Here is a 25,277-nt window from a genome sequence, read left to right as displayed (position 1 = left end):
CCTCGGGTGCGGTCCCGGCCCGGTCAATACGCGGCCACGGCGGAGGGGGCGGGGGCCGCGGTGTTGGCCGGGGCGCCGGAGAACTTGTTGGCCACCCACAGGGCCACCAGCATCGGCATCGTGGTGAAGCCCCAGTTGTAATAGAACCAGTTGAGCGGGTCGTCGTTCACCGTGCAGAACCAGGCGTTGTAGTAGGTCAGGGCCCACCACACCTGGACCCACGGCACGTCGGCGTGCATCCGGAAGTACTCGTAGCCGGCCCTCAAGACGAAGGCGACCACGCCGATGACGATGAACGTCCCCATCGCCCCGCCGTTCAGCTGGGTCGCCCCGAGGATGCTGATGGCCGGGCCGGTGAAGGTCATGTCCCGCTTCTGCTCGGAACCGGCGATCCACGCCTCGGTCCACTGGTCCCGGCCCGGCAGCGGCTTGCTCGGCCAGACGACCCGGGGGATGAACGTGGTGAAGACCCGGAGGTAGGGCAGCCCGTAGTCGTAGTCCGACTTCATCGGGACGGTGTCCATCATCAGGAGGTAGGCCCCGAACTCCTCCGTCTCGTAGGTGACGTCCTCGGTGGCGAACGCGTGCTCCTTGATGTTCAGGCTTTCCAGCACCGTGCCCGGGTCGAAGTCGGAGAGGAAGCTGAGGAACGTGGAGAACGAGACCTTGGACTCGGACTTCTGCATGTAGTAGCGCCAGCTGATCGCCGCGCCGACCGACGACGCCCCCAGGATCGCCGTGGCGATCAGGATCGGGAACGAGGGCCGCTTCAGCTTGGAGATGTAGAAGACGCACACGCCGGTCAGCACCGCGATCAGCGAGTGCGACCGCTTGCCGTTGAACATCCAGAGCAGCATATAAAGGGTGATGATCGCGACCCCGGCCATCACCAGCATCGGCTGCGGCTTCTCGGGCAAGCGGCCGCTGACGACCAGCAGGATCCCCGACACCAGCAGGAACAGCGGGAACGACAGGATCAGGTTCGACTCGGCGCTCATGTCGGTCTCGCCGCTGGTGAGGCGGGACACGGTGTAGGCGCAGTACAGGCCCCAGACCATCAGCACCGGGCAGAGGAGCCCCATCAGGCTGATCGACCAGGCCTTCGGCGGCCTGGGCACGCACTTCGCCATCACCCGGCAGGGGGCGAGGAAGTAGACCAGCATGAACAGGGAGATGGCCCAGAACGACCGGAAGCTGGCCGCCGCGACCAGTTCCGCCCCGCGGGTACGGATGCCCCACTCGTGGTAGGACAGGGCCTGGATCACGTAGACGTGGGCATAGCCGACGAAGAACAGCCAGATCGGGGCGAACGGATCGAAGGTCTTCCGCATCACCTGGAGGATGAACGTGGCGACGATCATCGCCGCGATCGCGTAGATGTAGACCAGGTCGTCCATCGCGCATCCTTGCCCGTAAAGCCCCGACACCCGGCGGGCGCGCGTCCTCGGCGCCCGATCTCCCCGGTGATTAGTCGAGTTCCGGCCGATTCCGCGACACGCCCGGCCGGTTTCAGCGGCGGGGCACCGCCACCCGCGCCACGACGTCGAGCAACGCGGCGTGGTAGCGATCCCAGTCGAATGCCTCGGCACGCAGGCGGGCGGCGACCGCCATCCGGGATCGGAGGGCCGGATCGGAGCCGAGCCGGGCCATCGCCGCGGCCAGGCCATCGACGTCGCGGGATCCGACCAATGCCCCCTCCACGCCGTCGCGGGCCACCGACCCGGCGGCGGGGGTGGTGATGACCGGGAGGCCGCAGGCGAGGGCCTCGTAGGTGACGACGGCCGAGCCCTCGAACAGCGACGGGAACACGAAGACGTCGGCCTTCGCCATCAGCCCCGGCATGTCGGCATGCCCGACCCGTCCCAGGTGCTCGACATCGTCCAGGAGGCCGGCCAGCGGCCCCGGGTCGCTGGGCAGGGCGCCGACGAGTTGGAGCCGCCAGCCGGGCCGGCGCACCCGCCGCCAGGCCTCCAGGAGATACTTGATCCCCTTGCGCTGGGTGATCCCCCCGGCGAACAGGAAGGTGCAGCCGTCGCCGTGGGTCTTGCCGGGATCGGGGCGGAACCGCTTGCAATCGGCCGCGTAGGGGATGACCGAGATCCGGTCGCGGGGCGTGCCATGCCTGGCCAGTTCCCCGGCGATGTGGTCGGACGGGACCAGGATGTGGTCGGCCTCGGCGATGTCGCGTAAGCGTCTCTGGTGGAGCCAGTCGAGGGCGTCGAGGTCGAGCCGGCCGTCCCCCAGGTAGATCGGGAAGAAGTCGGGGGCCTCGGCCTTCTCGCGGGCCAGGACTTCCACTTCCTCGCGGACGTCGCCGTGCACCATGCTCAGGATCGACGGGATCCCCAGGCGTCGGCAGGCCGGCAGAGCCTCGCGCGAGCCCACGTCGCTGAACAGGAGCGCGGCCGACGGCCGTTCGCCCCAGGACTGGGACCGCGCGACGAACCGATCGAACCGCTCGGTTCGCCACCGGGCCACGGCCTCGCGGGCCCCGGGCCGGCGGGCGGCCAGCCGGTTCTCGACCGCCAGAGCGGCGTCGAAACTCCAGGCCGACCGGACCCGGTCGGCGGGGATCCGACGCTCGTGGCGCCGCATCAGGGTCCGACGGATCCGGGCGAACTGGCACGGCAGCAGTTGCCGGGCCATCTCCGAGGCGGTGCCGTGCCCCTTGTAATAGAACCCGGTCAGGAACCGATCCAGGGCCCCGGCCTGCGCCAGCCCGATCGCGGCCTGGTAGGCGGGGGGCCGGGCATCCGGGCAGGCGACCAGCACCGGCCCGATCTCGCGGGGAAGCGGCGTCGGCCCGGCGGGCGCGAGGGCCCGATGGTCGGGGATCGCGGAGGTCGTCACGAGATCATCCTTGATCGGGGGTGTTCTGGCGAGGGGTGCGGAGGATGCGAGCGGGGCCGGCCGGACCCGGGAAGTCCGGCCGGCCCGTTCCTCTCGGATCTCAGGAACCGGCGAGCGCCGGCTCGGCCGAAACCACCGGCTTGATCGGCTTGCCCTGGAGCTGGGCGGGCACGTCGAGCCCGAACAGCCGGAGCACGGTCGGGGTCACGTCCATCAGCTGGAGCCCTTCGGTCGGCCCGTGGCTGGGGACGCCGGGGCCGGCGACGACGATCAGGCCGTTCTGGGCATGGTTGGCGTCGTCGGGTCCGGTGTCGTTCTCGAACGTGTAGATCTCGCCCGAGCCGACCGTACCCACCGACCGCCACTTGAGGTCGCCGAAGTAGACGAACAGGTCGGGCGGGGCCACGCCCTTGACCGTCTCGTACAGGTCCTGCGGCTTGAGGACCCGGGTGCCGATCGACTCGCCATCCGGCCCCGGCAGGGCTTCCAGCTCGCGGATCAGCTTGTCGCGGGTCTTCTCGTAGTCCTCGGGGGCGATCACGCCCTGGGGCTCGCGCCCCTGGACGTTGAGGAACAGGCGGCCGTAGTAGCCGCCCGAGCCCCACGCGGTGGTCTTCGACCAGTCGACCTTGAGCGATTCGAGCCGCGACGGGGTGGTCGGCTGCTCGTGGAGGACGAGGTAGCCCTGCTGCACCAGCCACTCGTTGAGGGCGATCCCGCCGTCCATGCACTGGGCGCCGTGGTCGGACACCACGATCACGTGGGCGTCGTCGGGGATCACTTCGAGCAGCTCGCCGATCTTGCGGTCGACGTGGGCGAAGTATTCCTCGATCACGTTCTCGTAGGGGTTGCCGGGCTCGTAGCGGTGGTGGGACTGGTCCATGTACTGCCAGAAGGCGTGATGGACGCGGTCGGTGCCCATCTCCACCATCATGAAGAAGTCCCACGGCTTGGTCGTCATCAGGTGACGGGCCAGGGCGAACCTCTTGTCGGTCATCCGCACCAGGGCGTCGCGGATCTTCCCCTTGTCGGGCGTGCGGAAGTCGCTGACGTCGAACTCATAGGGGTGGACGTCGGCCAGGCCGGCGATCTCCTCCTTGAGCGCGGGGGGATGGGTGTAGTTGGAGGCGATCGACGGCGTGAGGAAGTCCGTGATCATCAGCCCGTTGACGGCGCGGGGCGGATAGGTCTGGGGCACGCCGATCAGGATCACCTGCTTGCCGGCCTGGCCCAGGTAATCCCAGAGCAACGGCTCCTTGACCGCCAGCGAGGTCGCCGTGGTCATCTTCTCATACGAGTGGTCGGCCCGGTTGCGGAACCCGTAGTAGCCGAGCACCCCGGGGTCGCGGCTGGACATCATCGACATCCAGGCCGGCACCGTGATGGGCGGGTCGCTGCTGCGGAGCTTGCCCCACGTCCCGCGCTGGCGGAGCTTCGTGAGGTTGGGCATCCGCTCGGCGAACTTCTCGAAGACCAGGCTGGGCTCGGCGCAATCGAGGCCGATGACCACGACCTTGGTCGCCTTGGCTGGGGGCATCGCGTCCTCTCCCTCCGTGCTGCGTGATCTTCCGTGCAAAATGCCGAGGCCCTGCGGCCATCGATCGGGCCTCGCGACGGGGCGGGCGGCCTTCCCGTCGCGTCGGCGCCGATCCGCGGGCCGATCAGACCTGCTGGTAGCCCAGGGCGAACTTCTCGCGGCGGGCCAGTTCCAGGTCGTGCTCGACCATCATCTTGACCAGGCCCTTGAAGTCGACCTCGGGCTCCCAGCCCAGGACCTTCTTGGCCTTGGTCGGGTCGCCCAGCAGGACGTCCACCTCGGCGGGGCGGCAGTATTTCTGGTCGAAATCGACGAAGTCCTTCCAGTCGAGGTCGACCATGCCGAAGGCGATCTCCAGGAACTCGGTGATCGCGTAGGTCTCGCCGGTGGCGACCACGAAATCATCGGGCTTGTCCTGCTGGAGCATCATCCACATGGCGCGGACGTAGTCGCCGGCGAAGCCCCAGTCGCGCTTGGCTTCCAGGTTGCCCATGATGAGCTTCTTCTGGAGCCCTTCCTTGATCCGGCCCACGCCCAGCGTGATCTTCCGGGTCACGAAGGTCTCGCCGCGGCGGGGGCTCTCGTGGTTGAAGAGGATGCCCGAGCAGGCGAACATGTCGTAGGATTCGCGATAGTTGATCGTCTGCCAGTGCCCGTAGAGCTTGGCGCACGAGTAGGGGCTGCGGGGGTGGAACGGCGTGTCCAGGCCCTGCGGGGGCGGGGCCGAGCCGAACATCTCCGAGCTGCTGGCCTGGTAGAACTTGACCTTCTGGCTCTGGTTCAGGTGCCGCGCGGCCTCCAGGAGCCGGAGCGTCCCCAGGCCGACCACGTCGGCGGTGTAGAGCGGCTGGTCGAACGAGACCCGGACGTGGCTCTGGGCGCCGAGGTTGTAGATCTCGTCGGGCCGGACCTGCTCCATGATCACCGACAGGCTCGACGCGTCGGCGAGGTCGGCGTAATGGAGCTGGAAGCGGTCTCCCAGGTCCGGATGGGCGCGGAAGATCGGGTCGATCCGCTGCCGGTTGATCGAGCTGGATCGGCGGACCAGCCCGTGGACCTCGTAGTCCGGCTTGCCCAGGAGGAATTCGGCGAGATAGGAGCCATCCTGGCCCGTAATCCCGGTGATCAATGCACGTTTCATGAAAGGATCCTCGGCCTCGTTCCGTCGGGCTCGCCAGACTGTCTTCGAGGCTTGACAGGGTCAGGGGACGAAATATTCGGCACGATCCTCGGGCATGATCGGCTCCAGGCCGACCAGCAAGGCGTGCGCGAAGTCGCGCAACGCCGTCGTATCACCGTTGCCGTCCGGCGTCCAGAAGACTTCCACCGTCAATCCCGAGCCGCGAGTCGTCCGTCCATGGCTACTCCGGCTGGTGATCGGCAGGGTTCGCACCCAGCGTTCGGCGACCCCTTCACCGAAGATGTAGTACCAGAATCCCACCCCTTGCACTAGTTCTTCTTTCGCGTAACCCAGCCCGGTGATGGGGAGTTCCTTCCCATCGGCGTCCACCACCGGGATCGTCTCGGTCTGGGACTCGATCCGCGTCCAGCCCTGCGAGGGGAAGCAGATCGCCGGCGAATGCCGCATGTTGTCGCCGATCATCGAGAAGTTCACCCACAGGTTCAGGCGGGCGCCCGGGAAGGCCGGATTCTCGTAGATCCGGCTCACCAGCTCGGTCGCCTGAGACTCCTGGCGGATCCGGGGGTCGACCTCCTGATCCACGCCGACCCACGACCCCAGCCGGTGCGGCAACGATCCCAGGGGGCGACGCAGCGGGGGCCGATCGATCCGGCTCATGGATTCGAGGCCGGCCTGCGCGGCGACCCCGAGGGACAGGAGCGACAGGCAGAGCACGGCGCGGCCGATGCTGTTCATCTTCGATGTTCCCTCGTTCGGGCGGGTGGGTGCCGGTTCAGAGCGATGCGACGGGAGAGGTCGTGGACTCGGTCGACCCGGGCCGGACCGCGTCGCGGCACAGGGCGACGACCTGGTCGATGCCCCAGCTGAACGAGGACAGCATGGCCAGGCCCAGGACCATCATCGCCAGCCCCTCGATCGTGTGGAACGCCCCGGACGCGTAGCGCGGGTCCAGCGAGTGGGTGATCACGCCCGTGAGCGTCACCCGGACGACGTTGGCCGTCATGGCGATCGGCACCGACGAGCCGATCAGGAGCAGGCGGTTCCAGAACGGGCGGTCGGACAGGTAGGCCCAGGCCGTCGTCAGCGCCAGGAACCCGGTCAACTGCCGCATCCCGCTGCACGCCTGGGCCACGAACAGCTGGTGCCCGCCCGGCAGGGTGATCATGTTCCCCTCGCAGAGCGCCGGGATCGCGATCAGGTTGAGCATTGACGTGGCCACCCGGCTGACCAGGAGCTGCAACGGCGAGGCGATCACCGCGTACATGGCCACCGGCAGCGGGATCATGAAGACCAGGAAGAAGATCGCGAACCCGTAGCGCCGCAGCCCCGACGTGCCGATCAGGACGGTGCAGACCCCCGCCAGGGTCACCAGCAGGCCCACGTCGCTGGCCACCGAGAACGGGATGACGATCGTGGCCGCCTTCATGGCCAGGCCGAGCAGGATCAGCGCCGTGCCCAGGAACGCCCCCGACCGGATCGCGACCGGCCCCTTGCGGGCGGCCTCGTTGGCGAAATAGAGGCTGATGAACGGGACGAGGAAGCCGTGGCTGTAGTTCTCGTCGTTGGACCAGACCCGGATGAAGTGTTCGAGGTTCTCCCAGAACAGGAACCCGATCAGCCCCAGGGCGCCGACCGCCGCGACGATCAGGGCCCGGTGCCGCGGGTCGGCCCAGCCGCCGCGGAGCAGATCGAGGAGCGGCGGCGTGGGGCGATCCCGGGCCGTCCCGGCCGATGGGGCCGGGGGAGTCGTCCGGGGTGTCGAGATCGGGACGGTCGCCATCGCGGTGCGCCTCGGGGAGAAGGGATACTGGGGAGAGGTCAACGGCGGAGTCTCCCTCCGCCCGCGAAGAATCGTGTTCAGGGCCGGGACGCCTGGCGGGACAGGCCGGCCAGGTCGCGGACCTTCTGGGCCCGCCGGCCGATCTCGTCGGGGTTCTCGGACGGGCCCATCGCCTGCTCCAGGGCCTCGGACCGGGCCGCCTCGTCGCCGGTCCGGCCGGCGATCTCGGCCAGGTTGACCCACCACATCCGCCGGGCGGCGTCGTCGCGGGCGACCTCGATGGCCCGGCGATACTGCTCGATCGCGTCGGTCCAGCGCGACCGCGCCGCCAGGGCCTCCGCCCCGGCCGCGCGATGCTCGGCCTCGGGGAAGCCGGGGCCCGCCGCCTGTTCGACGCCGGCCACGGCCAGCTCCAGCAGCCGGTCGGCCTGGTCGCGGTCGCGATCCAGCATCGCCCTCGCCGCCACCAGCGGGGCCAGGGCGAACGGGGGCAGGACGCCGGCCCATTGCTCCTGGGTCCAGGGGCCCGCGGCGGCCATGTCCCGGGCGACCCATTCCAGCAGGCCCTCGTGTTCGAGCACGAACCGGCGCGGCTGGCGGGCCTCGTCGAAGGCGGGGCGATCCCCCTCGCCGCGGCCGGCGAGGTCGAACGCGGCGCGATAGGCCCGCAGGGCGTCCTCGGCCTTCCCGGCCCGGCGGAGGTCGCGGCCGGTCCAGGCCATCGAGACGATGTCGCGGGTCCGGCCCACGGCCACCGGGGCCGGGGCGGCGTCCGGGGAGGGGTCGGCGGGCAGGTCGATCACGAACCGCGAGGTGGCCGACAGCGGCGAGGCGCGGCGGGCCTCGTCGACCAGAGCCCGGACCTCCAGCTCGCGGTCGTCGCCGTCGGCGGACCGTTCCAGGGCGACCGCCCAGGCGGCGAGCTGGCCCGGCGTGGTCTGCCACCAGGGGAGGCGCGGGATCAGGGCCGGGTCGACGGCCGGGGGGGCCGACTTCTCGGGCCGGAGGGCGAGCCGGACCGCCTCGTTCATCGCCAGGGCGTCGTTGGTCCAGGCCCACGCCAGGATCAGGCCCAGGCCCCCGGCGCAGAGGGCGGCCAGGGCGGTGGGCAGGCCGCCCAGCCAGAAGGGCATGGTCCACTGGTCCGGCTCCCGCACGGCGGTCGGCATCGGGCCGAGCTTGGCACGCCGGCGGTCGGTCGTCGCGGAGGGCTGCGGGACGGGTCGGGTCAGGCTCGCATCGAAGATCGCCCGGGCGCTGGCGTAGCCCGCGATCGCGGCCGCCGGGGCGGGCGTCGACCGGACGGGGGGGGCCGTTTCCGGGTCGGCCATCGCGGGCAGGTCGGCGACGGCTTCGGCGGCCGGTTCCCCGTCCCGCTCGGCCTCCTCAACCTCGGCTTCCTCGACGTCCGCCGGAGCTTCCTCGACGACCGGGGCGGTCCACTCGGCCTGGGCCCGGGCCTCGTCGTCGGTCAGGAGGTCGGCGGCGGCATCGTCGACGGCCGGTTCGATCACGGCCGACTCGACCGCGAAGGGCTCGGGTTCGAGGTCGGCCTCGTCGATGTCCGGGGCGAAGGCCGGCATCCCGATCGAGGAGATCTCGGCCTCGGCCTCATCCTGCACCAGGACGACGGCCTCCGACGCCTCCGCGTCGCGGGCCGCGACCGGGAGGACGGGGATCGCTTCCGCGATCAAGAGCGGCTCGGACTCGGCCTGGCGGGCGACCGTCTCGACCTGGGGCGTGGCCGGGGCGGTGGAGCGGGTGCTCAGGGCCCGCGACGATGGGACCGGGGCCGGGGCCGCGGGTGCCGGCGGCTCGGGGCGGGTCCGGGGCGTCGCGGGGATCGCCGCGGCCGGGGTGCGGACCGGCACCCGGCCCGGGACCGGGCGGCGGGCCGGCTCGGCCGCGCGTCGGAGCGGCGCCGAGGTCCGGGGCTCGATGACCCGCTCGGCGGGCCGGGCCGGCGGGCGGCGGTCGAGTGGGGACGGCGGCGTCGGAGACGGCGCCGGCGGCGACGCGGGGCCGGCGGGCGAGGCCGGTCGGGCGGGAGGGGGCGGGGTCGCCGCCGTGCCCCGGCCCCGGATCGTCTCGCCGGCCGCTTTCCAGCGCGCTTCCCAGGTCCGCTCGTCCTGCCGGCTCTTGAGCCAGCGCTCGCGCTGCTCCAGCCGCGACTGCCAGCGGCGGAGCCGGTCTTCATCCTCCGAGGGGGAGGCCGACGCCGGGCGGGCCCGTTCCGGTTCGATCGGCTCGGATGACCCGATCGGCTCGGGCGTGGCGGCGACCTCGGGCGGCGGCTCGGGGGCGGGCTGCGGCCTCGCCGGGGCGGGCGCTTCGTCGGCCGGGCGGAAGTCGACGGTGATCGGGGCGGTGAACGAGCCGCGGGCGTCGGCGGGGCCGGAAGCGGTCCGGAGCGTGAGCCAGTGGTCCCCGACGCGGAGCGACGAGCCGACCGGGAGCGGGCGCTGGTGGTCGGCGGGCCGGCCGTCGATCCAGACGTGGCCCGGAGGCCCGACCGGCTGGAAGTGCCAGTTGCTGCCCCGTCGCCGGAGCAGGCACTGGACGTCGCCGAGGCCCGGCTCGCCGCCCAGGCGGACCTCGCAGTTCGAACCTCGGCCGATCCGCACGGGGCCGAGGGGGAGTTCCAGCACCCGCGACGCGGATTGGTCTCGACCCTGGATTTGCAGGAACGTGGTTTCCGGCATGGCGAGACCGTCTCCTCCGCGAATCAGGCCCGGGTGGGGCCGGGGGTTCATCCCCCCGGCCGGGGCCGTGTGGTGCATCATCCTCGGTCGACGAACAGGTCGGTCCCGCCGGCGAGCCAGCGGTTGGCCGTGCCCGCGACCGCGCTGGCGGCCAGGGCGACGGCGGGGAGCTGGACCGTCCAGTGGACGGCCGAGAACAGGGCGAAGCCGCCCAGCGAGCCGAGCAGTCCGAAGGCCAGGGCTCGATCGGCCGTCCCCACCCTCCGGATCGCGCCGGGCAGGCGGACGAGGCACCAGAGCCCGGCCAGGCCGAGCAGGGCCACGCCCGCCCCGCCCGTCTCCACCGCCCACTGGGCCACGCTGCTCATGGCAGTGTTGGAGGCCTCGTCGCTCGCCTTGTAGAACGGCTCGACGGCGGCGAAGCTCCCGAGGCCGGTCCCCACGAGGGGGAAGTCGCGGGCGATCGGGATCGCCTCGGCCCAGATCCGCCGGGCGCCCGCCCACTCGATCCGGGGCGAACCCTCGCCGTTCGAGGAGGGCGGGAGCATCCCCCCGAGGGCCACCCCGGCACCGATCGCGCCGACCAGGGCCAGCGTGGCGAGCAGGCCGGTCCATCGGAGGCCGGCCGACCAGGTCCCCGGCAGCCCGACCGCCAGCACGGCGATCGCGAAGCAGGGGGCCAGCGATGGGCCGGCGACCAGCCCGATCAGCGTGGCCCCCGCCAGGACCAGGGCGGCCAGGACGACGAGCTGGCTCCCCTGCCCCTCGGCGCGGAGCCGGGTCAGCAGCCCGCCACGGCTGCCACGGGGCGACATCAGGTGGAGCGTCATCCCGAGGGCCAGCGGCAGGGCCAGGCTGCCCAGGGCGAGGAACCCGCCCGGCCCGCCCATCAGGGTGCCGAGCTGGAATTGCGGCTTGAGCCGGGCCGCCGCGATCGCCGGGCGGGCCCGATCCGACTCGGTCGCCGGCCGCGCATCGGCCAGGGGTCGGAGGACGGTCGAGGCCGGGGCCGCGGCGGCGTCGGCCAGGGACGGGGCCCAGATCGGCCCGGCGCCGGGGACGATGAATCCATAGAGACCGTCGGAGAGGTTGGCCACCTGGACCACGCTGAGCACCGTGTTCACGAAGAACACGGCGACCACGCTCCCCCACACCACCCGGGCATGGCCCAGGCGGTCGCAGAAATGGGAGGCCACCCAGAACATCGCCAGGCAGGCCATCCCGCCGGCCAGCCAGCGCAGCGTGGCCGGCCGGTCGAGGGTCAGCGGCACCCGGGCCAGGAACGGCGCCGGGAGGACGGCCGAGGGGTCATCGGCCAGGGCCTTGTCGGGGATCGTGCCGATGGTGTTGGCCGCCACCGAGCGGGGGGAGACCCGCCGGGCGATCGACACGGGCAGCGGAAGGAGCTGGACGAGGGCCAGCGCCAGGGCCAGGGCGCCGAGCCCGGCGAGCGGGCTCTTGAGCATCCGCCACGATCCCGCCATCGCCGACCGGGCCACCCAGGCCAGGACCAGCGCCAGGGTGATCGCCGCGATCGGGGGGCGGGCCCACCAGACGGCCCCACCGAAGGCGAGCGCCGCCCCGACCAGCGCCGCGGCCAGGGCCAGGGCGATCAGCCGATCGAGGCCGAGCAGGAGTTTGAGTCGAAGCGTCAGCACAAGGTGTCTCCTGCCCTCAGGCGTCGACCGGGCCGGCCACCATCAGGGCGGCCTCCGCCCCGGCGGTCGAGGAGGCGCCCAGCCCCCGCGAGGCGCCGGCGGGACGCCGGGATGCGTCGACCAGCGACGGGTATTCCATGACGCCGGTGCCGTAGCTCGACCAGTTCTGGAGGTCGTCGCTCAGCCCGTTGAAGATCAGGCCGGCGATGTGGACCTGCGACTGCTCCAGCATCGTCTTGGCCCGCTGGAGCGGCCGGAGGCCCTGCGAGCCCGAGCGGACCACCAGGACCGACGCGTCGACGATCCGACCCAGCATCCGGCAATCGGCCAGGCCCAGCACGGCCGGCCCGTCCAGGATCACGCGGTCGTAGTGGTGCTGGGACAGCGACAGGAGGAGCTGCCGCAGCTCAAGGCTGCCCAGCACCTCGATCGGCACGCCCTGGGTGTCGCCGGTCGGCAGGAAGTCGAGGTTGGGGATCTCGCTCTGGACGACCGTCCGCTGCCAGGGCAGGTCGCCGCGGAGGACGTCAACCAGTCCGAGCCCGTGCTCGTTCTGCGGGAAGACATCCACGAGGCTCGGCCGGCGGAGGTCGACGTCCATCAGCAGGACCCGCTCGCCGGCCCGGGCGCAGGTGGCGGCCAGGTTCAGGGCGGTGGTGCTCTTCCCCTCGCCCGCCTTGGCGCTGGTGACCAGCAGGGTGATGATCGGGTCGGCCTTGGACCCGGCCCCCAGGAGGCTGGCCCGGAGGTTGCGGAAGGCGTCGGCCTCGATCGACTCGGGCATCCCGTGGGTCCAGAGGTGGCCCCCCCGGTGGTTGCGGGCCTCGCGGCGGATCCGGGGGACCACGCCGAACAGCGGCAACGCCAGGCCGGCCGTCAGGTGCTCGGGCACCTTGACCGAGTTGTCGATGTATTCCAGGAAGCAGACCAGGGCCACGCCCAGCGACAGGCAGAAGATGATGCAGCCGGCGATGTAGATCGCCTTCTTCGGCCGGATCGGCTGGGTCGGGTCGCTCGCATCGTCGACGATCGTCACCGGGGGCTTCTGGGTCCGGGCCATCATCTTGAAGTCGGAGATCTTCGCCGTCATCGTGGCGATCTGCTTCTCCTTCGCCTCGCGTTCGCGGAGCTTCGTCAAGTAGGTCTGGTACTCGGGCATCGAGCCCTTGAGTTCGCCCATGACCCCCTGCATCCGGTTCTGCAGCCCCTCGATCTTCTCGTAGGACCTGGCGAGGAAGGCCTCCGTCGCGGCGGCGACCGAGGCGCCCTGGTCGGGGGCTTCCAGGCCCTCCAGCTGGGCGATCTGCTCGTCGATGTCGCGGAGTTCCCCCGAGGCCCGGGTCAGGGCGGGGTCGGACTTGTCGCGGACGATGTTGTTGTGATGGTTGTATTTCTTGAGGATCAGCTTCCGATCCTGCTGCAGCTCGGCGACCTTGCGGGCCCGGTCGCTGGCCGGTGCCCCGGCGTTGCGCGGGTCGAGGGCCCGCAGCTCCAGGTTCTCGCTGAGCTGGCCGAGGCGGGTCTCTTCCTGGAAGATCAGGTTCCGCAGCCGCTCATAGTCGATCTCGCGGAGGTTACGCCCGCCCGGGGCGAGCGAGGTGGACTCGGCGAGGATCTTGGCGATCGCCTTGTCGATCTGGACCAGCTCCGACCCGTAGTCATTCAGGGCGCGGGAGGCGAAGTCCTCGACGTTCTGGCTGACCTCCATGTTCTCGTCTTCGATCTTCTTCCGGAACTTGTTGAGCAGGAGGTTGAGCACCTTGGCCAGCCGCCCCTGATCGGTCCCTTCCAGGGTGACGAAGAAGTGCTGCGACTTGGGCGGGTTGCGGGTCTGGATCTTGCCCATCAGGTCGGCGATCTCGGCCTCCGATGGGGCGTGGGGCAGCTCCAGCGACGGGTCCTTGAGGACGTCCTCGGCCAGGGTCTTGCTCCGGAGGATCGCCAGGGCATTGGGGACGTATTGCTCACCCCTGGCGGAGTCCCCGGCCCCCAGCTCGCCGTGGCCGACGATGCCGCTGACCTTGGGGTCGATCCGGGGAGGCTCGATCACGATCTGGGCGGAGACCGAATAGACCGGAGTCATCCGCAGGATCAGGAGCGTGCCGGCCGTGGCGACCGGGACGGCCACCAGCAGGACCATCCAGATCCGCCTGCGGAGGGCCTGGATATAGTCGGAGGGGGACTTGGCCGGCAGGGCCGAGATCGGCTGCGGGTGGATCGTGGCGACGATGGGGCGTGGTGCCTTGTCGAGCGATTGTAGTCCATCCATGGATCGATCGTCTCCAATCATTCCTCGCCGAGAGGGCGTCCGGAGGCCGCCGGGGTCCAGGGCCAACCCAGGTGATTCCGAATCCGTCCGAAGATGGGCCTCGCCAGCGGCGAGGCGTCGGACGGGGCGATGCGGGGGGATAGCCGGGCCATCGACGGGACCGACCCGTCCGCCGCCATGCAGTCCGGCCCGGCCGGCAGGAGGATCGTCTCGGGCCGCTCGTCGGCGCCGAAGAGACGTTCCAGCCGCTCGGCCGAGGCCAGCGAGAGCCGTTGCACGAACCGGAAGGCGATGTCGGCCGCCAGGGTCGACTCCGCGTGCTGGTGGAGCGAGACGATCAGCAGCGACTCCCGCCCCGTTGACAGTCGGAAAGTGACCGTGGGGCCCGACATCAACATCGGGGCGTCCGCGGCGGATTCGGCGTCGGTCGGCCCCCGCCCCTCGAAGAGCGACAGGCCGTCCCTGCGGCAGGACAGCTCGATGTGGTCGCACCCGAGCTTGCCCGCGGCCGCCCGGAGGATGGCCCATATGGCGTCCGGGGCCGTGCAGAGCTCGACCCTCTGGATCGCCTCCCACGTCACCTTGGCGGCGAAACGCTCCTGCTTGCCCCGGGCCAGGCGGGCCTGGAGGTCGGATCGGAGCGTGGTCAGCTCGTCGCGGCGGCTGGTCAGGATCAGGAGGAACGCCAGGCAGCCGGAGATCCCCATCGCCAGGGCCAGGACCTCGTTCTTGTACACCACGCCCAGCATGACCACGCCGCACAGGCCGGCCGAGAAGCAATACAGCATCGCCGCCGCCTGCCGGGGGTTGAGCCCCAGGCCGATCAGCAGGTGGTGGATATGCCTCCGGTCCGCCGAGCTGAGCGGGAGGTTGCGGACCCACCGCCGGAAGATCGCCATCGCCGTGTCGGTGATCGGCAGCCCCATCGCCAGGATCGGGAACAGGATCGAGATCGTGGCCCCTTCTTTCAAGGACCCCTGGACCCCGATGATCCCGATCAGGAGGCCGATCATCAGGCTGCCGCTGTCGCCCAGGAAGATGCAGGCCGGGTGCCAGTTATAGAGGAGGAACCCGGCCAGGCCCCCGGCCAGGGCGGCCGCCAGGATGGCCACGCTGGGGTTCTCCAGCCAGATCGCCACCAGGGCCAGGGTCCCGCTCACCAGCAGGCCGACGCCCGAGGCGAGCCCGTCCATCCCGTCGATCAGGTTCCAGATGTTCATGCACGCCAGGAACCAGAGCATCGAGACCATCAGCGCCGGCAGGGCCAGGCGGACCCCGTGGCCGGCGATCGCCAGGTCGAATCCCGGGGCGGTCAGGTCGAGCGTCCGATTCATCAGCGTGATCGTGTCGATCCGGATCCCGCCGAGGTACAGCACCACCACGGCCGAGGCCTGGCCCAGCAGCTTGACCCTCGGGCCGATCTCGCGGGCATCATCCACGACCCCGACCGCCAGGATGATCGCGGCGGCCAGGCCGATCGGGAACAGCGAGGCGAGCCAGCGATGGTAGTCGGCCCACTCGTGGAGGTAGTTGCCCGCCACCATCAGGGCGATGGCCAGCACCAGGCCAAAGCCCAGCGCCAGGCCGCCCAGGCGCGGCGTCGCCCCCTTGTGGATCCGGCGGAACTGGTCGGGCCGATCGATGGCGCCCAGCCAGCCCGCGACGCGGGTGACCACCGGCGTCGCCAGGACGCATCCCATGAACGCCAGGGCGAAGATCAGCAGGTAGGTGTTGGATGGGAGCATGGGTCGGACAAGCCTCATCGTCCTGATTCGTTGTTCGACCGGTGCGCGATCGGCCCGGACATCCTCGTCCGGCGTGGCCCGCGGGCGCATGATTCGGGGAGTGCTTCAGCGGCCCGCGCGGCGGCGGGGCCATTGGGCCGCGAACGGCGTGCGGCGGGCCCGACGGTGCGTCGACGGCCCGGCCGGATCCCGGCGGGCGGCGGGGGGCCGATTCGGATTGGAACGCCGGCCGGGGTCGGCGGCGAGGGGGTCCCGGGCGTGGGGGCGGAGCCCTGGGGAAGTGCGGGCCGATTCGTCGGGGTGCATCATCGCGGTGTCATCCTCCGTGCCATCCGAGGACGGGCCATCCGTAGCGCTGACCAGTATCAACGCCCGACCCCTCAGGGTCAAGTCGTAATAGGCCGGCATCGGCCGCCAGGAGACGGCGCGGCCGCATGGATGGATCGGGGCGGGCATTTAAGTTATCGTTGATCCACCACCGCCGGCAGCACCACGTCTAGAGCCGGGCCCCCCCCTCTCATCCTCCCGGAGCCCGCCATCATGCGCCTTTGCCGATTCCAGACCGACGACCTCACCCTGGTCGGCTTCTTCGAGAACGGTCGGGTGATCCCGATCCAGGGAGCCCTCGAGTCCTACGTGGACGAGACGGGGATGGACCTGTGGATCGAGCCCTCGCCGGACCTGCTGGATTACCTCCCGCCCGACGGCGCCTCGCTCGGGGCGATCCGCACCCTCCACGATTGGGTGGTCGAGAAGGAGAAGTCCGACGGGGCGGGGCTGGGCATCCCCCACGACCGGATCCGGCTGTTGGCCCCGATCCAGGCCCCGCCCAAGATCCTCCTGCTGGCGGGCAACTATGCGGCCCACGTCGTCGAGCGGGGCGGGACGCCGGCCGAGCGTCGGCTGACCTTCCCCTACGTCTTCATGAAACCGGCGACCACCATCAACCATCCGGGCGACCCGATCCGGATCCCCCGCGTCTCGCCCGACCACATCGACTGGGAATGCGAGCTGGCGGTGATCATCGGCCGCCGGTGCCGGGGCGTGGCCGAGGCCGAGGCGATGGATTACGTCGCCGGCTACACCATCATCAACGACATCAGCGACCGCAAATTCACGCCGAATCCGGACCGGAAACCACGGGAACGCGACAAATTCTTCGACTGGCTCCACGGCAAGTGGCACGACACGTTCCTGCCGATGGGCCCGTGCGTCGTCCCGTCCGACTACCTGGGCGACCCGCAGGATCTCAAGCTGACGCTCACGGTCAACGGCGAGGTGAAGCAGGCCGCATCCACGGGCCAGATGATCTTCCCGATCGCCGCGATCATCGAGTTCGTCTCGCGATTCGTCACGCTGGAGCCGGGCGACCTGATCGCCACGGGCACCCCGGCGGGGGTAGGCTCGGCAACCGAGACCTATCTTGAGCCGGGCGACGTCGTCGAGGCGACGATCTCGGGGATCGGCACGCTGAAAAACACGGTCGAGGCCGAGGAATGAGGGGCGGAGGCGGCGGGCATCCGGTATGTTATCCTTGGCCGGGATGACCAGAAGGCGGGCAATCGCGGGGACCAGGTCCCACGGTCGCCGGTCCGGGCCGGGCCCGGCCATGATCCGCGATGCCGGTTCGCGACATTCCCCTCGCGCTCGATCGATTCAACCCCGGGATGGTTTTCATGTCCGCGATTCGCAAGTTGTTGGTGGCCAACCGGGGTGAGATCGCGATCCGCGTCTTCCGATCGGCCAGCGAGCTGGGCATCCGCACGGTCGCGATCTACTCGCACGAGGATCGGTTCGCGATCCACCGGCTCAAGGCCGACGAGGCCTACCTGATCGGCAAGCCCGGCGAGCCGATCCGGTCCTACCTCAACATCGAGGCGATCGTCGCGCTCGCCAAGGAGAAGGGGGTGGATGCGATCCACCCCGGCTACGGCTTCCTGTCCGAGAACGCCGACTTCGCCCGCGCCTGCGAGGCGGCGGGGATCGCCTTCGTCGGACCCCGGCCGGAGCTGCTCGACCAGCTCGGCGACAAGGTGGCGGCCCGCAAGCTCGCCCGCGAGGCCGGAGTGCCGGTCCTGAGCGGCAGCGACGACCCTGTGCTGCCCGGGGCCGACGCCCACTCCCTGGCCGAATCGCTCGGCTACCCCGTGATCGTCAAGGCGTCGATGGGCGGCGGCGGGCGCGGGATGCGGGTGGTCGACTCGGCCGAGGGGTTGGATGACGCCATCGACCAGGCCCGCCGCGAGGCCGGCAACGCCTTCGGGGTGCCCGACGTCTTCCTGGAGAAGTTCATCCGGCGGGCCCGCCACCTCGAAGTCCAGATCCTGGGCGACCGCCACGGCCACCTCGTCCACCTGTTCGAGCGCGATTGCTCGATCCAGAGGCGGCACCAGAAGGTGATCGAGATCGCCCCGGCGCCGAACCTCGACCCCGCGATCCGCGACGAGCTGTGCGCCTCGGCCGTGCGGCTCGGCAAGCACGTCCGCTACGACAACGCCGGGACGGTGGAGTTCCTCTACGACGCCGACGCAGCCCGGTTCTACTTCATCGAGGTGAACCCGCGGATCCAGGTCGAGCACACCGTCACCGAGATGGTGACGAACGTCGACCTGATCAAGAGCCAGATCCTGATCACCCAGGGGGTCGACCTCTCGGACCCGGAGATCCACCTCGGCGACCAGTCCAAGATCAAGACCGAGGGCTTCGCCTTCCAGTGCCGGATCACCACCGAGGACCCGGAGAACAAGTTCACCCCGGACTACGGCAAGATCACCCACTACCGATCCCCGGGCGGCCTGGGGCTCCGCCTCGACGGCGGGCCGGCGATCACCGGCGGGATCGTCACGCCGTTCTATGACTCGCTGCTGGTCAAGGCCTGCGCCAGCGGGCACCGGTTCATCGACGCGTCGCGGCGGATGGAGCGGGCCCTCCGCGAGTTCCGGGTCCGGGGCGTGAAGACCAACATCCCGTTCCTCCTGAACGTGATCCGCCACCCGGCGTTCCTGGCCGGCCAGGCCACGACCCGCTTCCTCGACGAGACGCCCGAGCTGTTCCAGTTCCCGGTGACGAAGGACCGGGCCACCAAGCTCCTGAGCTTCGCCGCCGACGTCACCGTCAATGGTTTCCCGGGCGTCACCCGCTCCAGCCAGGCGGCGACCCTGCCCGAGCCGACCCCTCCGTCGTCCGGCGGCCGCCCCATGCCCGATCACGGCTCGCGCGTCCGGTTCAAGCAGCTGGGGCCGGAGAAGTTCTCCCAGTGGGTCCGCGAGCAGACCCCGCTGCTGCTGACCGACACCACGTTCCGCGACGCCCACCAGTCGCTGCTGGCCACCCGGCTGCGGACCCGCGACATGCTCCGCGTGGCCGATGCCTACGCCCGGCTCTGCCCGGAGCTATTTTCGATCGAGATGTGGGGCGGGGCCACCTTCGACACGTCGATGCGGTTCCTCAAGGAAGACCCCTGGGACCGCCTGGCCCAGCTCCGCGAGAAGATCCCCAACATCCTGTTCCAGATGCTCTTGCGCGGCTCCAACGCGGTCGGCTACACCAGCTATCCCGACAACCTGGTGAAGGCGTTCGTCAAGGAATCGGCCGATGCCGGCATCGACCTGTTCCGCGTCTTCGACGCGCTGAACTGGGTGCCCAACATGGAGGTCGCCCTGGAGGCGGTGCGTGAGGCCGGCGGGCTGTGCGAGGCCGCCATCTGCTACACCGGCGACATCCTCAACCCGAAGCGGACCAAGTACGACCTGAAGTACTACGTCAGCATGGCCCAGGAGCTGGAGAAGCGCGGGGCCAACCTGATCGCGATCAAGGACATGGCGGGCCTCTGCAAGCCGTTCGCCGCCGAGAAGCTGGTCAAGGCCCTCCGCGAAGCGGTCGGCATCCCGGTCCACTTCCACACCCACGACGTGGGCGGGGCCCAGGCCGCCAGCGTGCTCAAGGGCTCGGAGGTCGGGCTCGACATCGCCGACGGCGCGATGGCGTCCATGTCCGGGATGACCTCGCAGCCGTGCCTCAACTCGATCGTCGAGGCCCTGCGGTTCACCCCCCGCGAGACCGGCGTCGATCCCGATGTCCTGATCGACATCAGTCGCTACTGGGACGAAGTCCGGTCGATGTATGCTCCGTTCGAGACCAACCTCCGGTCCCCCTCGGCCGAGGTCTACGCCTACGAGATGCCCGGCGGCCAGTACACCAACCTGTTCCAGCAGGCCAAGGCGCTCGGGCTGGCCGCGCAGTGGCCGCAGGTGTGCAAGGCCTACGCCGACGTGAACATCCTGTTCGGCGACATCGTCAAGGTGACCCCCTCGTCCAAGGTCGTCGGCGACATGGCCCTGTTCCTGGTCGCCAACAACCTCACCCCCGAGGATACGCTCGACCCCGAGCGCGAGCTGGCCTTCCCCGAGAGCGTCGTCGAACTCTTCGAAGGCCGCCTCGGCCAGCCGCCCGGCGGTTTCCCCAAGGCGCTCCAGGAGCGCGTCCTCCGCGGCCGCCCGGCGACCACCGAGCGCCCCGGCAAGGACCTGCCCCCGGCCGACATCGCCGCGGCCCGCGAGAAGGCGACCTCGCTTCTGGGTCGCCCGGCCAACGACCAGGATGCCCTCAGCTACCTGATCTATCCCCGGGTCTTCCCCGACCTGGCCAGCCACGAGCGGGCCTACTCCGACACGTCGGTCCTGCCCACCCCCCTGTTCTTCTTCGGCCCCGAGCCGGGCGTCGAGAACCTGATCGAGATCGAGCCGGGCAAGACCCTGATCGTCAAGCTGCTCACCGTGGGCGAGGCCCACGAGGACGGCAAGCGCACGGTCTTCTTCGAACTCAATGGCCAGCCCCGCGAGGTCGAGGTCGTCGACCGTTCGCTGGCCTCGGCCGTCCGCGAGGCCCCCAAGGCCGACCCGAACGACCCCAACCAGGTGGCCGCCCCCCTGCCCGGCCTGGTCGTCGGCCTGGCCGTGGCCGTGGGCGACCCGGTCCGCAAGGGTCAGAAGCTGCTGTCGATCGAGGCCATGAAGATGGAGACCACCCTCTACGCCGAGCGCCCCGGCCGCGTCTCGGAGGTCGTCACCGCCGTCGGCCGCCAGGTCAAGACCGGCGAGTTGCTGATCCGGATGACGCCGGAGTGATCCCTTGAACCCGGCCCGGCCTGCCCCGCCCTGGCCGTTCGTCCGCTCGGCCGCCTGGCTGGCGGACGTCGACTCGACCAGCGACGAGGCCCGACGCCTCGTCGCGCGGGCGGGGGCCGACCTCCCCCTGCTGGTGGGGGCCGACCGCCAGACGAAGGGCCGGGGGCGGGGCTCGCATCGCTGGTGGTCCGACGAGGGGAGCCTGACCGTGACGGTCGCCCTCGACCCCGCCGCCCACGGCCTGACCCCGCTGCACGAGCCGAGGCTGGCGCTGGCGACCGCCGTGGCGATCGTCGACGCTATCGAAACCCTCTACCCGACCTGCCGGCCCGGCATCCGCTGGCCCAACGACATCGAGGTCGGGGGCCGCAAGCTCGGGGGGCTCCTCCCCGAGCGGGTCGAGACGGACGCCGGCCCGCGCATCCTGGTGGGGATCGGCCTCAACGTCCGCACCCGCCTCGACGACGCCCCGGCGGAGGTGGCGCGGATGGCCGCCTCGCTGGTCGAGTGGGAGGCCGACCCCACCCCGGACGACCCGAAGCCGGCCGTCCTCCGCACCATCCTGGATCGATTCGCCGTCGCCCTGCGGAGGCTCGCCGACGACGATCCTGAGCTGGCCGGTCGCTGGGCCAGCCTCGACACCCTGTTCGGCGCACCGGTGCGGATCGACCTCGGGACCTCGATCCTGGAGGGGGCCGGCTGCGGGATCGACGAGGCCGGGGCCTTGCGGGTCCTGAGCGGCTCGTCGATCGTGCCCGTGGTCGGCGGGCAGGTCCTCCGCTGAGATTCGAAACGACGACGGCCCGCCGGTCCGGGACCGGGCGGGCCGTCGTCGAGAATCTCGGCCGGCTCAGGAGAGCTGCGAGGCGGCCAGGTCCTGCTTGTTCAGCGTCTTCTCGGTCGCCCGACGATCCCAGTCGATCAGGATCGGGCTGGCGATGTAGACCGTGCTATAGGTCCCGCTGAGGAACCCGACCACGAGGGCGAAGGCGAAGCCGTGCAGCCCCTCGCCGCCGAAGATGTAGAGGATCAAGACGACCAGCCACGCCGTCAGCGAGGTGAGGATCGTCCGGCTCAGGGTCTGGTTGATCGCGTCGTTGATCATGGTCGCGGTCAGGTGGGGCGTCTTCCCCTTCAGCTCGCGGATCCGGTCGAAGATCACGATCGTGTCGTTGACCGAGAACCCGATCAGGGTCAGGAACGCCGCGATCATCGGCAGGTCGATCTTGAACGGTTCGAGCAAGAGGACCTCGCTCACGCCCGGGATCATCGAAAGCCAGTAGCTCACCGCCACGGCGCCTAGGGTCACGAGGACGTCGTGGACGACCGCGATGATCGCCGCCAGCCCGTAGGTCAGCGACTTGAACCGGAACCAGAGGTAGCCGGCGATGATGATCCAGCTCGCGACCGTCGCGATCACCGCCAGAGTCCGGGTCTCGCCGGCGACCGTGCTGCCGAAGTTCTCCGAACGCTCGAACAGGAGGTTCGGGTCGTTCTGGAGCGTGACGGCCAGCTTCTTCAGCTCGGCCTGGGCCACCTCGTCCTCCAGATTGGTCCGCAGGACCAGCTTGTTGGAGTCGGCCACCGAGGTGCTGCCCGGCGTGGCCAGCGGGTTGAGGATCTCGAACCGGGTCCGGGGATTCACGATCCCGGCATTGTTGAGGTTGGTGAGGAACAGGGACTCGACCTGGGAGGCGGACTGGGGCGTGTTGAACGTGAGTTCATACTGCTTGCCGCCCGCGAAACGGTCGGACGCGGCCGGGCTGTTGGCGTCGGCCGGCTTGGCCGGGTCGGCGGGGGCGGCCGCGGCGATCGGGGTCGGGGCACCCGGGGTCATCTCGACCCGCTGCAGCGACGGCCCGAAGGCGTCGAGGACCGCCTTCTTGACGACGTCGCGGTCCTGCTCGGTGGTGCGGATGTTGTAGCGGACGCCCCCCTTGGAGCCGCCCACGTTCAGGCTCTCGACCGTGACGTCGGGCAGCGCGTCCGCCTTCTCGCGGACGAAGCTGGTCCGGCTCGACTCGGACATCCCCTTGATCGCCTCGGCTTGCTGGTTGAGCCGGATCGTCACCAGCGAGCCGCCGGTGAAGTCGATGTTGTACATCCCCCGGCCCCGCGCCATGGTGGCGGCCAGGCCCAGCCCGATGATCACGACCGACGCCGCCATGCAGGCCTTGCGGGGGCCGATGAAGTCGAACCGGGTCTTGTCCATCATCTTCAGCATCGAGATCTTCTTGAGCCACCCCTGGCTGTACCAGAAGTCGAAGATCACGCGGGAGACGTAGACGGCGGTGAACAGGTTCCAGACCATGCCGATGATCAGGGTCAGGGCGAACCCCTTCACCTCGTCGGTGCCGACGAAGTAGAGCACAGCCCCGGCCAGGAACTGGGTGACGTGCGAGTCCAGGATCGTGACCCACGCCCGGTCGAACCCGAGCCGGATCTGCTGGGCGACGCTCGCCCCTCGCTCCGCCTCCTCACGCATGCGCTCGAAGATCAGCACGTTGGCATCGACGGCCATGCCGATCGTCAGGGCCAACCCGGCCAGGCCGGGCAGGGTGAAGCTGGTCCCCGTGATCCCGAGCGAGGCGATCAGCAGGATCATGTTCAGGATCAGGGCGAAGACCGAGACGAGCCCGGCGAAGCGGTAGTACGCGATCATGAAGACCGGCACCACGATCATCGACAGGCCGATCGCGAAGATGCCCTTGGCGATCGTGTCGTCGCCCAGGGTCGGGCCGACGCTCTCCTCCTGCAACGGCTCGGGATTCAGGCTGGCGGGCAGGCTGCCGGACCGGAGCACGGTGATCAGGAAGTCGAGTTCGCTGGGCGTGAAGCCGTCCGCGCCGCCCTCGATGATCCCGGAGTCGCGGATCTCCGAGTTGATCGTCGGGGCCGACTGCACGACGTTGTCGAGCAGGATCGCCAGCTGGTAGCGGAAGTTGCCGCCTTCCTCGGGCAGGTGCTCGCGGGTCAGCTGGCCGAACTTCCGCCCGCCCTGGCGGTTGAACGTGAAGCCGACGGCCGGCTGGAAGTGGTCGTCGGTCTGCATCTCGGCCTTGGCGAGATACTGGCCGGAGACGTTCTGGCGATCGACCCGGTAGAGGATGTAGCGCTCGACCAGGCCGGGCGAGGTTTCCTCGCGGATGATCGGGTCGGACGGCGAGGGGGCCAGGGGGTTCCGGGCGGTGATGCGGCTCGGGTTGAACTCGATCCGGTATCCGGTGACGTTGGTCAGGCCGTGCGGCTTGGCCAGCGTCAGGGAGTTCAGGGTATTCCCCTCGATCTGGACGGCCACCTCGGGCGACTCGACCCCGGAGGAGTCTTTCCCCTTGAGGTAGACGGTCCGGCCGGCGTAGGCGTTCTTGACCCAGCGGCGGGTCGGGTCGGTGATCGTCCGGCCCGAGGCGTCGCTGACCGGGTTGGTGCCGGTGATCGTCTCGCCCAGCTTGGCCCAGCGGTAGCGCGGGGGGGCCTTGTCCAGCCGCGAGCCCAGCGCGCGGTCGGCGATGCCGCCGTCATGCTTGTAGTTAGCGAGGATGCGGAATTCGAGCTGACCGACGTTGGTCATCTTCCGCTTGACTTCCTCGACCTCCTCGGCGCTGGCCTTGGGGAGGATCACCTCGACGCGATTCTTGCCGACCTTGCGGATCGGGATGTCGAGCACCCCCTCCGGGTTGATGCGCCGCTTCAGGGCGGTGATCAGGTCATCGACATTGACGTTGCCGGAGGCATTCGCCTTGTCCTCGCGGACCTCGTAGACCAGGATCGTCCCGCCCGACAGGTCGATGCCGGTCTTGAGCTTTTCACTGGGCGGGATGATCGCCATCAGGCCGAGCACGGTCAGCCCGGCGATCAGGGCGAATCTCGAAGCGAACTTGTTCATGAGCGTCCCCGCGGTCCGGCGGCCTTTGATGATTTCCGACAAGTCGATGTGATGCGGGGGCCGTCCGGCGGATCGCCTTCGATGCCGGTCCCCCGGATGGTGCGGGATCGCCGATCCGACGGCGCCCGGCTGATGTCAAACGTCGCGGGCCGTTTCGGGCTTGTCCGATGGTTCCAGGAGCCGGACCACGCTGGACATCGTGAAGGGGATCTTGACCCGACCGTCCCCGTCGACCCGGAGCACGATCCGGTCATTGGCGGGATCCACCGACTGGACGGTCCCGTAGATGCCAGCCGCGGTCAGGACCTTATCGTTGGGCTTCAGGGCCCGGATCATGTCCTTGCGCCTCCGCTCCTGCTGCTGCTGCGGGCGGTACATCAGCAGGTAGAAGAGGATCGGGATCGGCAGGAGCGGGATCAGGGTGCTGAAGGGGCTCGGTTGTTGGGCGGCGGCCTGGGCGAACAACAACGGCACGGCGTCAAACGGGCCAAACATGGGGATCAGTCCGTCATCGTTCGAGGAGGAGTAGGGAGGGCGGCCTTCGCGAGCGACGCGGGCCTCTCCGATCGGCCCGGCCCCGCTG

General features: G+C 70.1%; 15 protein-coding genes. 3 read left to right on the top strand and 12 right to left on the bottom strand.

The genetic code is table 11. The features are described 5' to 3' along the window. Nucleotides 1-23: 23 nt before the first annotated feature. From TA3x_RS13845 to TA3x_RS13800, 10 genes are all read right to left on the bottom strand, one after another. Nucleotides 24-1,397, bottom strand: a complete 1,374-nt coding sequence (locus TA3x_RS13845) for a hypothetical protein (RefSeq protein WP_435022165.1) — start codon at nucleotides 1,395-1,397, stop codon at nucleotides 24-26. Nucleotides 1,398-1,509: 112 nt separating this feature from the next. Then, a complete protein-coding gene (locus tag TA3x_RS13840) occupies nucleotides 1,510-2,850 on the bottom strand; it encodes a glycosyltransferase family 4 protein (protein ID WP_435022163.1) in 1,341 nt (446 codons plus the stop codon). Between the two features lie 100 nt (nucleotides 2,851-2,950). Then, entirely contained in the window at nucleotides 2,951-4,387 is a 1,437-nt protein-coding gene (locus TA3x_RS13835; RefSeq protein ID WP_435022161.1) for an alkaline phosphatase family protein, read from the bottom strand. A 124-nt stretch (nucleotides 4,388-4,511) separates the two neighbouring features. Further along, on the bottom strand, nucleotides 4,512-5,528 hold the full coding sequence (gene gmd, locus TA3x_RS13830; protein WP_435022159.1) for a GDP-mannose 4,6-dehydratase: 1,017 nt from the start codon (nucleotides 5,526-5,528) through the stop codon (nucleotides 4,512-4,514). Between the two features lie 60 nt (nucleotides 5,529-5,588). Then, nucleotides 5,589-6,263 (bottom strand): EpsI family protein, encoded by a 675-nt coding sequence (locus tag TA3x_RS13825; RefSeq protein ID WP_435022157.1) that lies wholly within the window; start codon nucleotides 6,261-6,263, stop codon nucleotides 5,589-5,591. A 37-nt stretch (nucleotides 6,264-6,300) separates the two neighbouring features. Beyond that, nucleotides 6,301-7,350, bottom strand: a complete 1,050-nt coding sequence (locus TA3x_RS13820) for an exosortase/archaeosortase family protein (protein ID WP_435022156.1) — start codon at nucleotides 7,348-7,350, stop codon at nucleotides 6,301-6,303. A gap of 35 nt (nucleotides 7,351-7,385) precedes the next feature. Further along, nucleotides 7,386-10,010 (bottom strand): hypothetical protein, encoded by a 2,625-nt coding sequence (locus TA3x_RS13815; RefSeq protein WP_435022154.1) that lies wholly within the window; start codon nucleotides 10,008-10,010, stop codon nucleotides 7,386-7,388. A gap of 77 nt (nucleotides 10,011-10,087) precedes the next feature. Further along, nucleotides 10,088-11,668 (bottom strand): O-antigen ligase family protein, encoded by a 1,581-nt coding sequence (locus TA3x_RS13810; RefSeq protein ID WP_435022152.1) that lies wholly within the window; start codon nucleotides 11,666-11,668, stop codon nucleotides 10,088-10,090. 16 nt (nucleotides 11,669-11,684) lie between these two features. Beyond that, nucleotides 11,685-13,937: a GumC family protein gene (locus TA3x_RS13805; protein ID WP_435022151.1), complete on the bottom strand. Its 2,253-nt coding sequence runs from the start codon at nucleotides 13,935-13,937 to the stop codon at nucleotides 11,685-11,687. Between the two features lie 17 nt (nucleotides 13,938-13,954). Then, complete coding sequence (locus TA3x_RS13800; protein WP_435022149.1) at nucleotides 13,955-15,700, bottom strand: MraY family glycosyltransferase; 1,746 nt, start codon at nucleotides 15,698-15,700, stop codon at nucleotides 13,955-13,957. A gap of 522 nt (nucleotides 15,701-16,222) precedes the next feature. Here TA3x_RS13800 and TA3x_RS13795 point away from each other — a divergent pair. The 3 genes from TA3x_RS13795 (at nucleotide 16,223) to TA3x_RS13785 (ending at nucleotide 21,592) form a co-directional block, all read left to right on the top strand. Next, nucleotides 16,223-17,182 carry a fumarylacetoacetate hydrolase family protein gene (locus tag TA3x_RS13795; protein ID WP_435022147.1) on the top strand — a complete coding sequence of 320 codons (960 nt, stop codon included), beginning with the start codon at nucleotides 16,223-16,225 and terminating at the stop codon, nucleotides 17,180-17,182. 176 nt (nucleotides 17,183-17,358) lie between these two features. Next, nucleotides 17,359-20,808, top strand: coding sequence for a pyruvate carboxylase (locus TA3x_RS13790; protein ID WP_435022145.1), 3,450 nt, complete (start codon nucleotides 17,359-17,361; stop codon nucleotides 20,806-20,808). Between the two features lie 4 nt (nucleotides 20,809-20,812). Further along, nucleotides 20,813-21,592, top strand: coding sequence for a biotin--[acetyl-CoA-carboxylase] ligase (locus TA3x_RS13785; RefSeq protein WP_435022143.1), 780 nt, complete (start codon nucleotides 20,813-20,815; stop codon nucleotides 21,590-21,592). A gap of 66 nt (nucleotides 21,593-21,658) precedes the next feature. Here the strand turns inward: TA3x_RS13785 and secD are convergent, their stop codons facing one another. Both secD and yajC read right to left on the bottom strand, forming a co-directional pair. Then, complete coding sequence (secD, locus tag TA3x_RS13780) at nucleotides 21,659-24,694, bottom strand: protein translocase subunit SecD (protein WP_435022141.1); 3,036 nt, start codon at nucleotides 24,692-24,694, stop codon at nucleotides 21,659-21,661. 135 nt (nucleotides 24,695-24,829) lie between these two features. Next, nucleotides 24,830-25,189 (bottom strand): preprotein translocase subunit YajC, encoded by a 360-nt coding sequence (yajC, locus tag TA3x_RS13775; RefSeq protein WP_435022139.1) that lies wholly within the window; start codon nucleotides 25,187-25,189, stop codon nucleotides 24,830-24,832. Between the last annotated feature and the right edge of the window lie 88 nt (nucleotides 25,190-25,277).

The sequence above is a fragment of the Tundrisphaera macrotermitis genome (genome assembly GCF_051175315.1).
Classification (GTDB): domain Bacteria; phylum Planctomycetota; class Planctomycetia; order Isosphaerales; family Isosphaeraceae; genus Tundrisphaera.
The sequence above is the reverse complement of the archived record's forward strand: the minus strand, read 5'-3'. Positions and strand labels throughout refer to the sequence as shown.

What these genes read in the sequence shown, in the direction of transcription:
- yajC (WP_435022139.1), bottom strand. Translation starts at nt 25,189, where the DNA reads ATGTTTGGCCCGTTTGACGCCGTGCCGTTGTTGTTCGCCCAGGCCGCC.
- TA3x_RS13800 (WP_435022149.1), bottom strand. Translation starts at nt 15,700, where the DNA reads ATGAGGCTTGTCCGACCCATGCTCCCATCCAACACCTACCTGCTGATC.
- gmd (WP_435022159.1), bottom strand. Translation starts at nt 5,528, where the DNA reads ATGAAACGTGCATTGATCACCGGGATTACGGGCCAGGATGGCTCCTAT.
- TA3x_RS13815 (WP_435022154.1), bottom strand. Translation starts at nt 10,010, where the DNA reads ATGCCGGAAACCACGTTCCTGCAAATCCAGGGTCGAGACCAATCCGCG.
- TA3x_RS13835 (WP_435022161.1), bottom strand. Translation starts at nt 4,387, where the DNA reads ATGCCCCCAGCCAAGGCGACCAAGGTCGTGGTCATCGGCCTCGATTGC.
- TA3x_RS13845 (WP_435022165.1), bottom strand. Translation starts at nt 1,397, where the DNA reads ATGGACGACCTGGTCTACATCTACGCGATCGCGGCGATGATCGTCGCC.
- TA3x_RS13795 (WP_435022147.1), top strand. Translation starts at nt 16,223, where the DNA reads ATGCGCCTTTGCCGATTCCAGACCGACGACCTCACCCTGGTCGGCTTC.
- secD (WP_435022141.1), bottom strand. Translation starts at nt 24,694, where the DNA reads ATGAACAAGTTCGCTTCGAGATTCGCCCTGATCGCCGGGCTGACCGTG.
- TA3x_RS13790 (WP_435022145.1), top strand. Translation starts at nt 17,359, where the DNA reads ATGTCCGCGATTCGCAAGTTGTTGGTGGCCAACCGGGGTGAGATCGCG.
- TA3x_RS13805 (WP_435022151.1), bottom strand. Translation starts at nt 13,937, where the DNA reads ATGGATGGACTACAATCGCTCGACAAGGCACCACGCCCCATCGTCGCC.
- TA3x_RS13825 (WP_435022157.1), bottom strand. Translation starts at nt 6,263, where the DNA reads ATGAACAGCATCGGCCGCGCCGTGCTCTGCCTGTCGCTCCTGTCCCTC.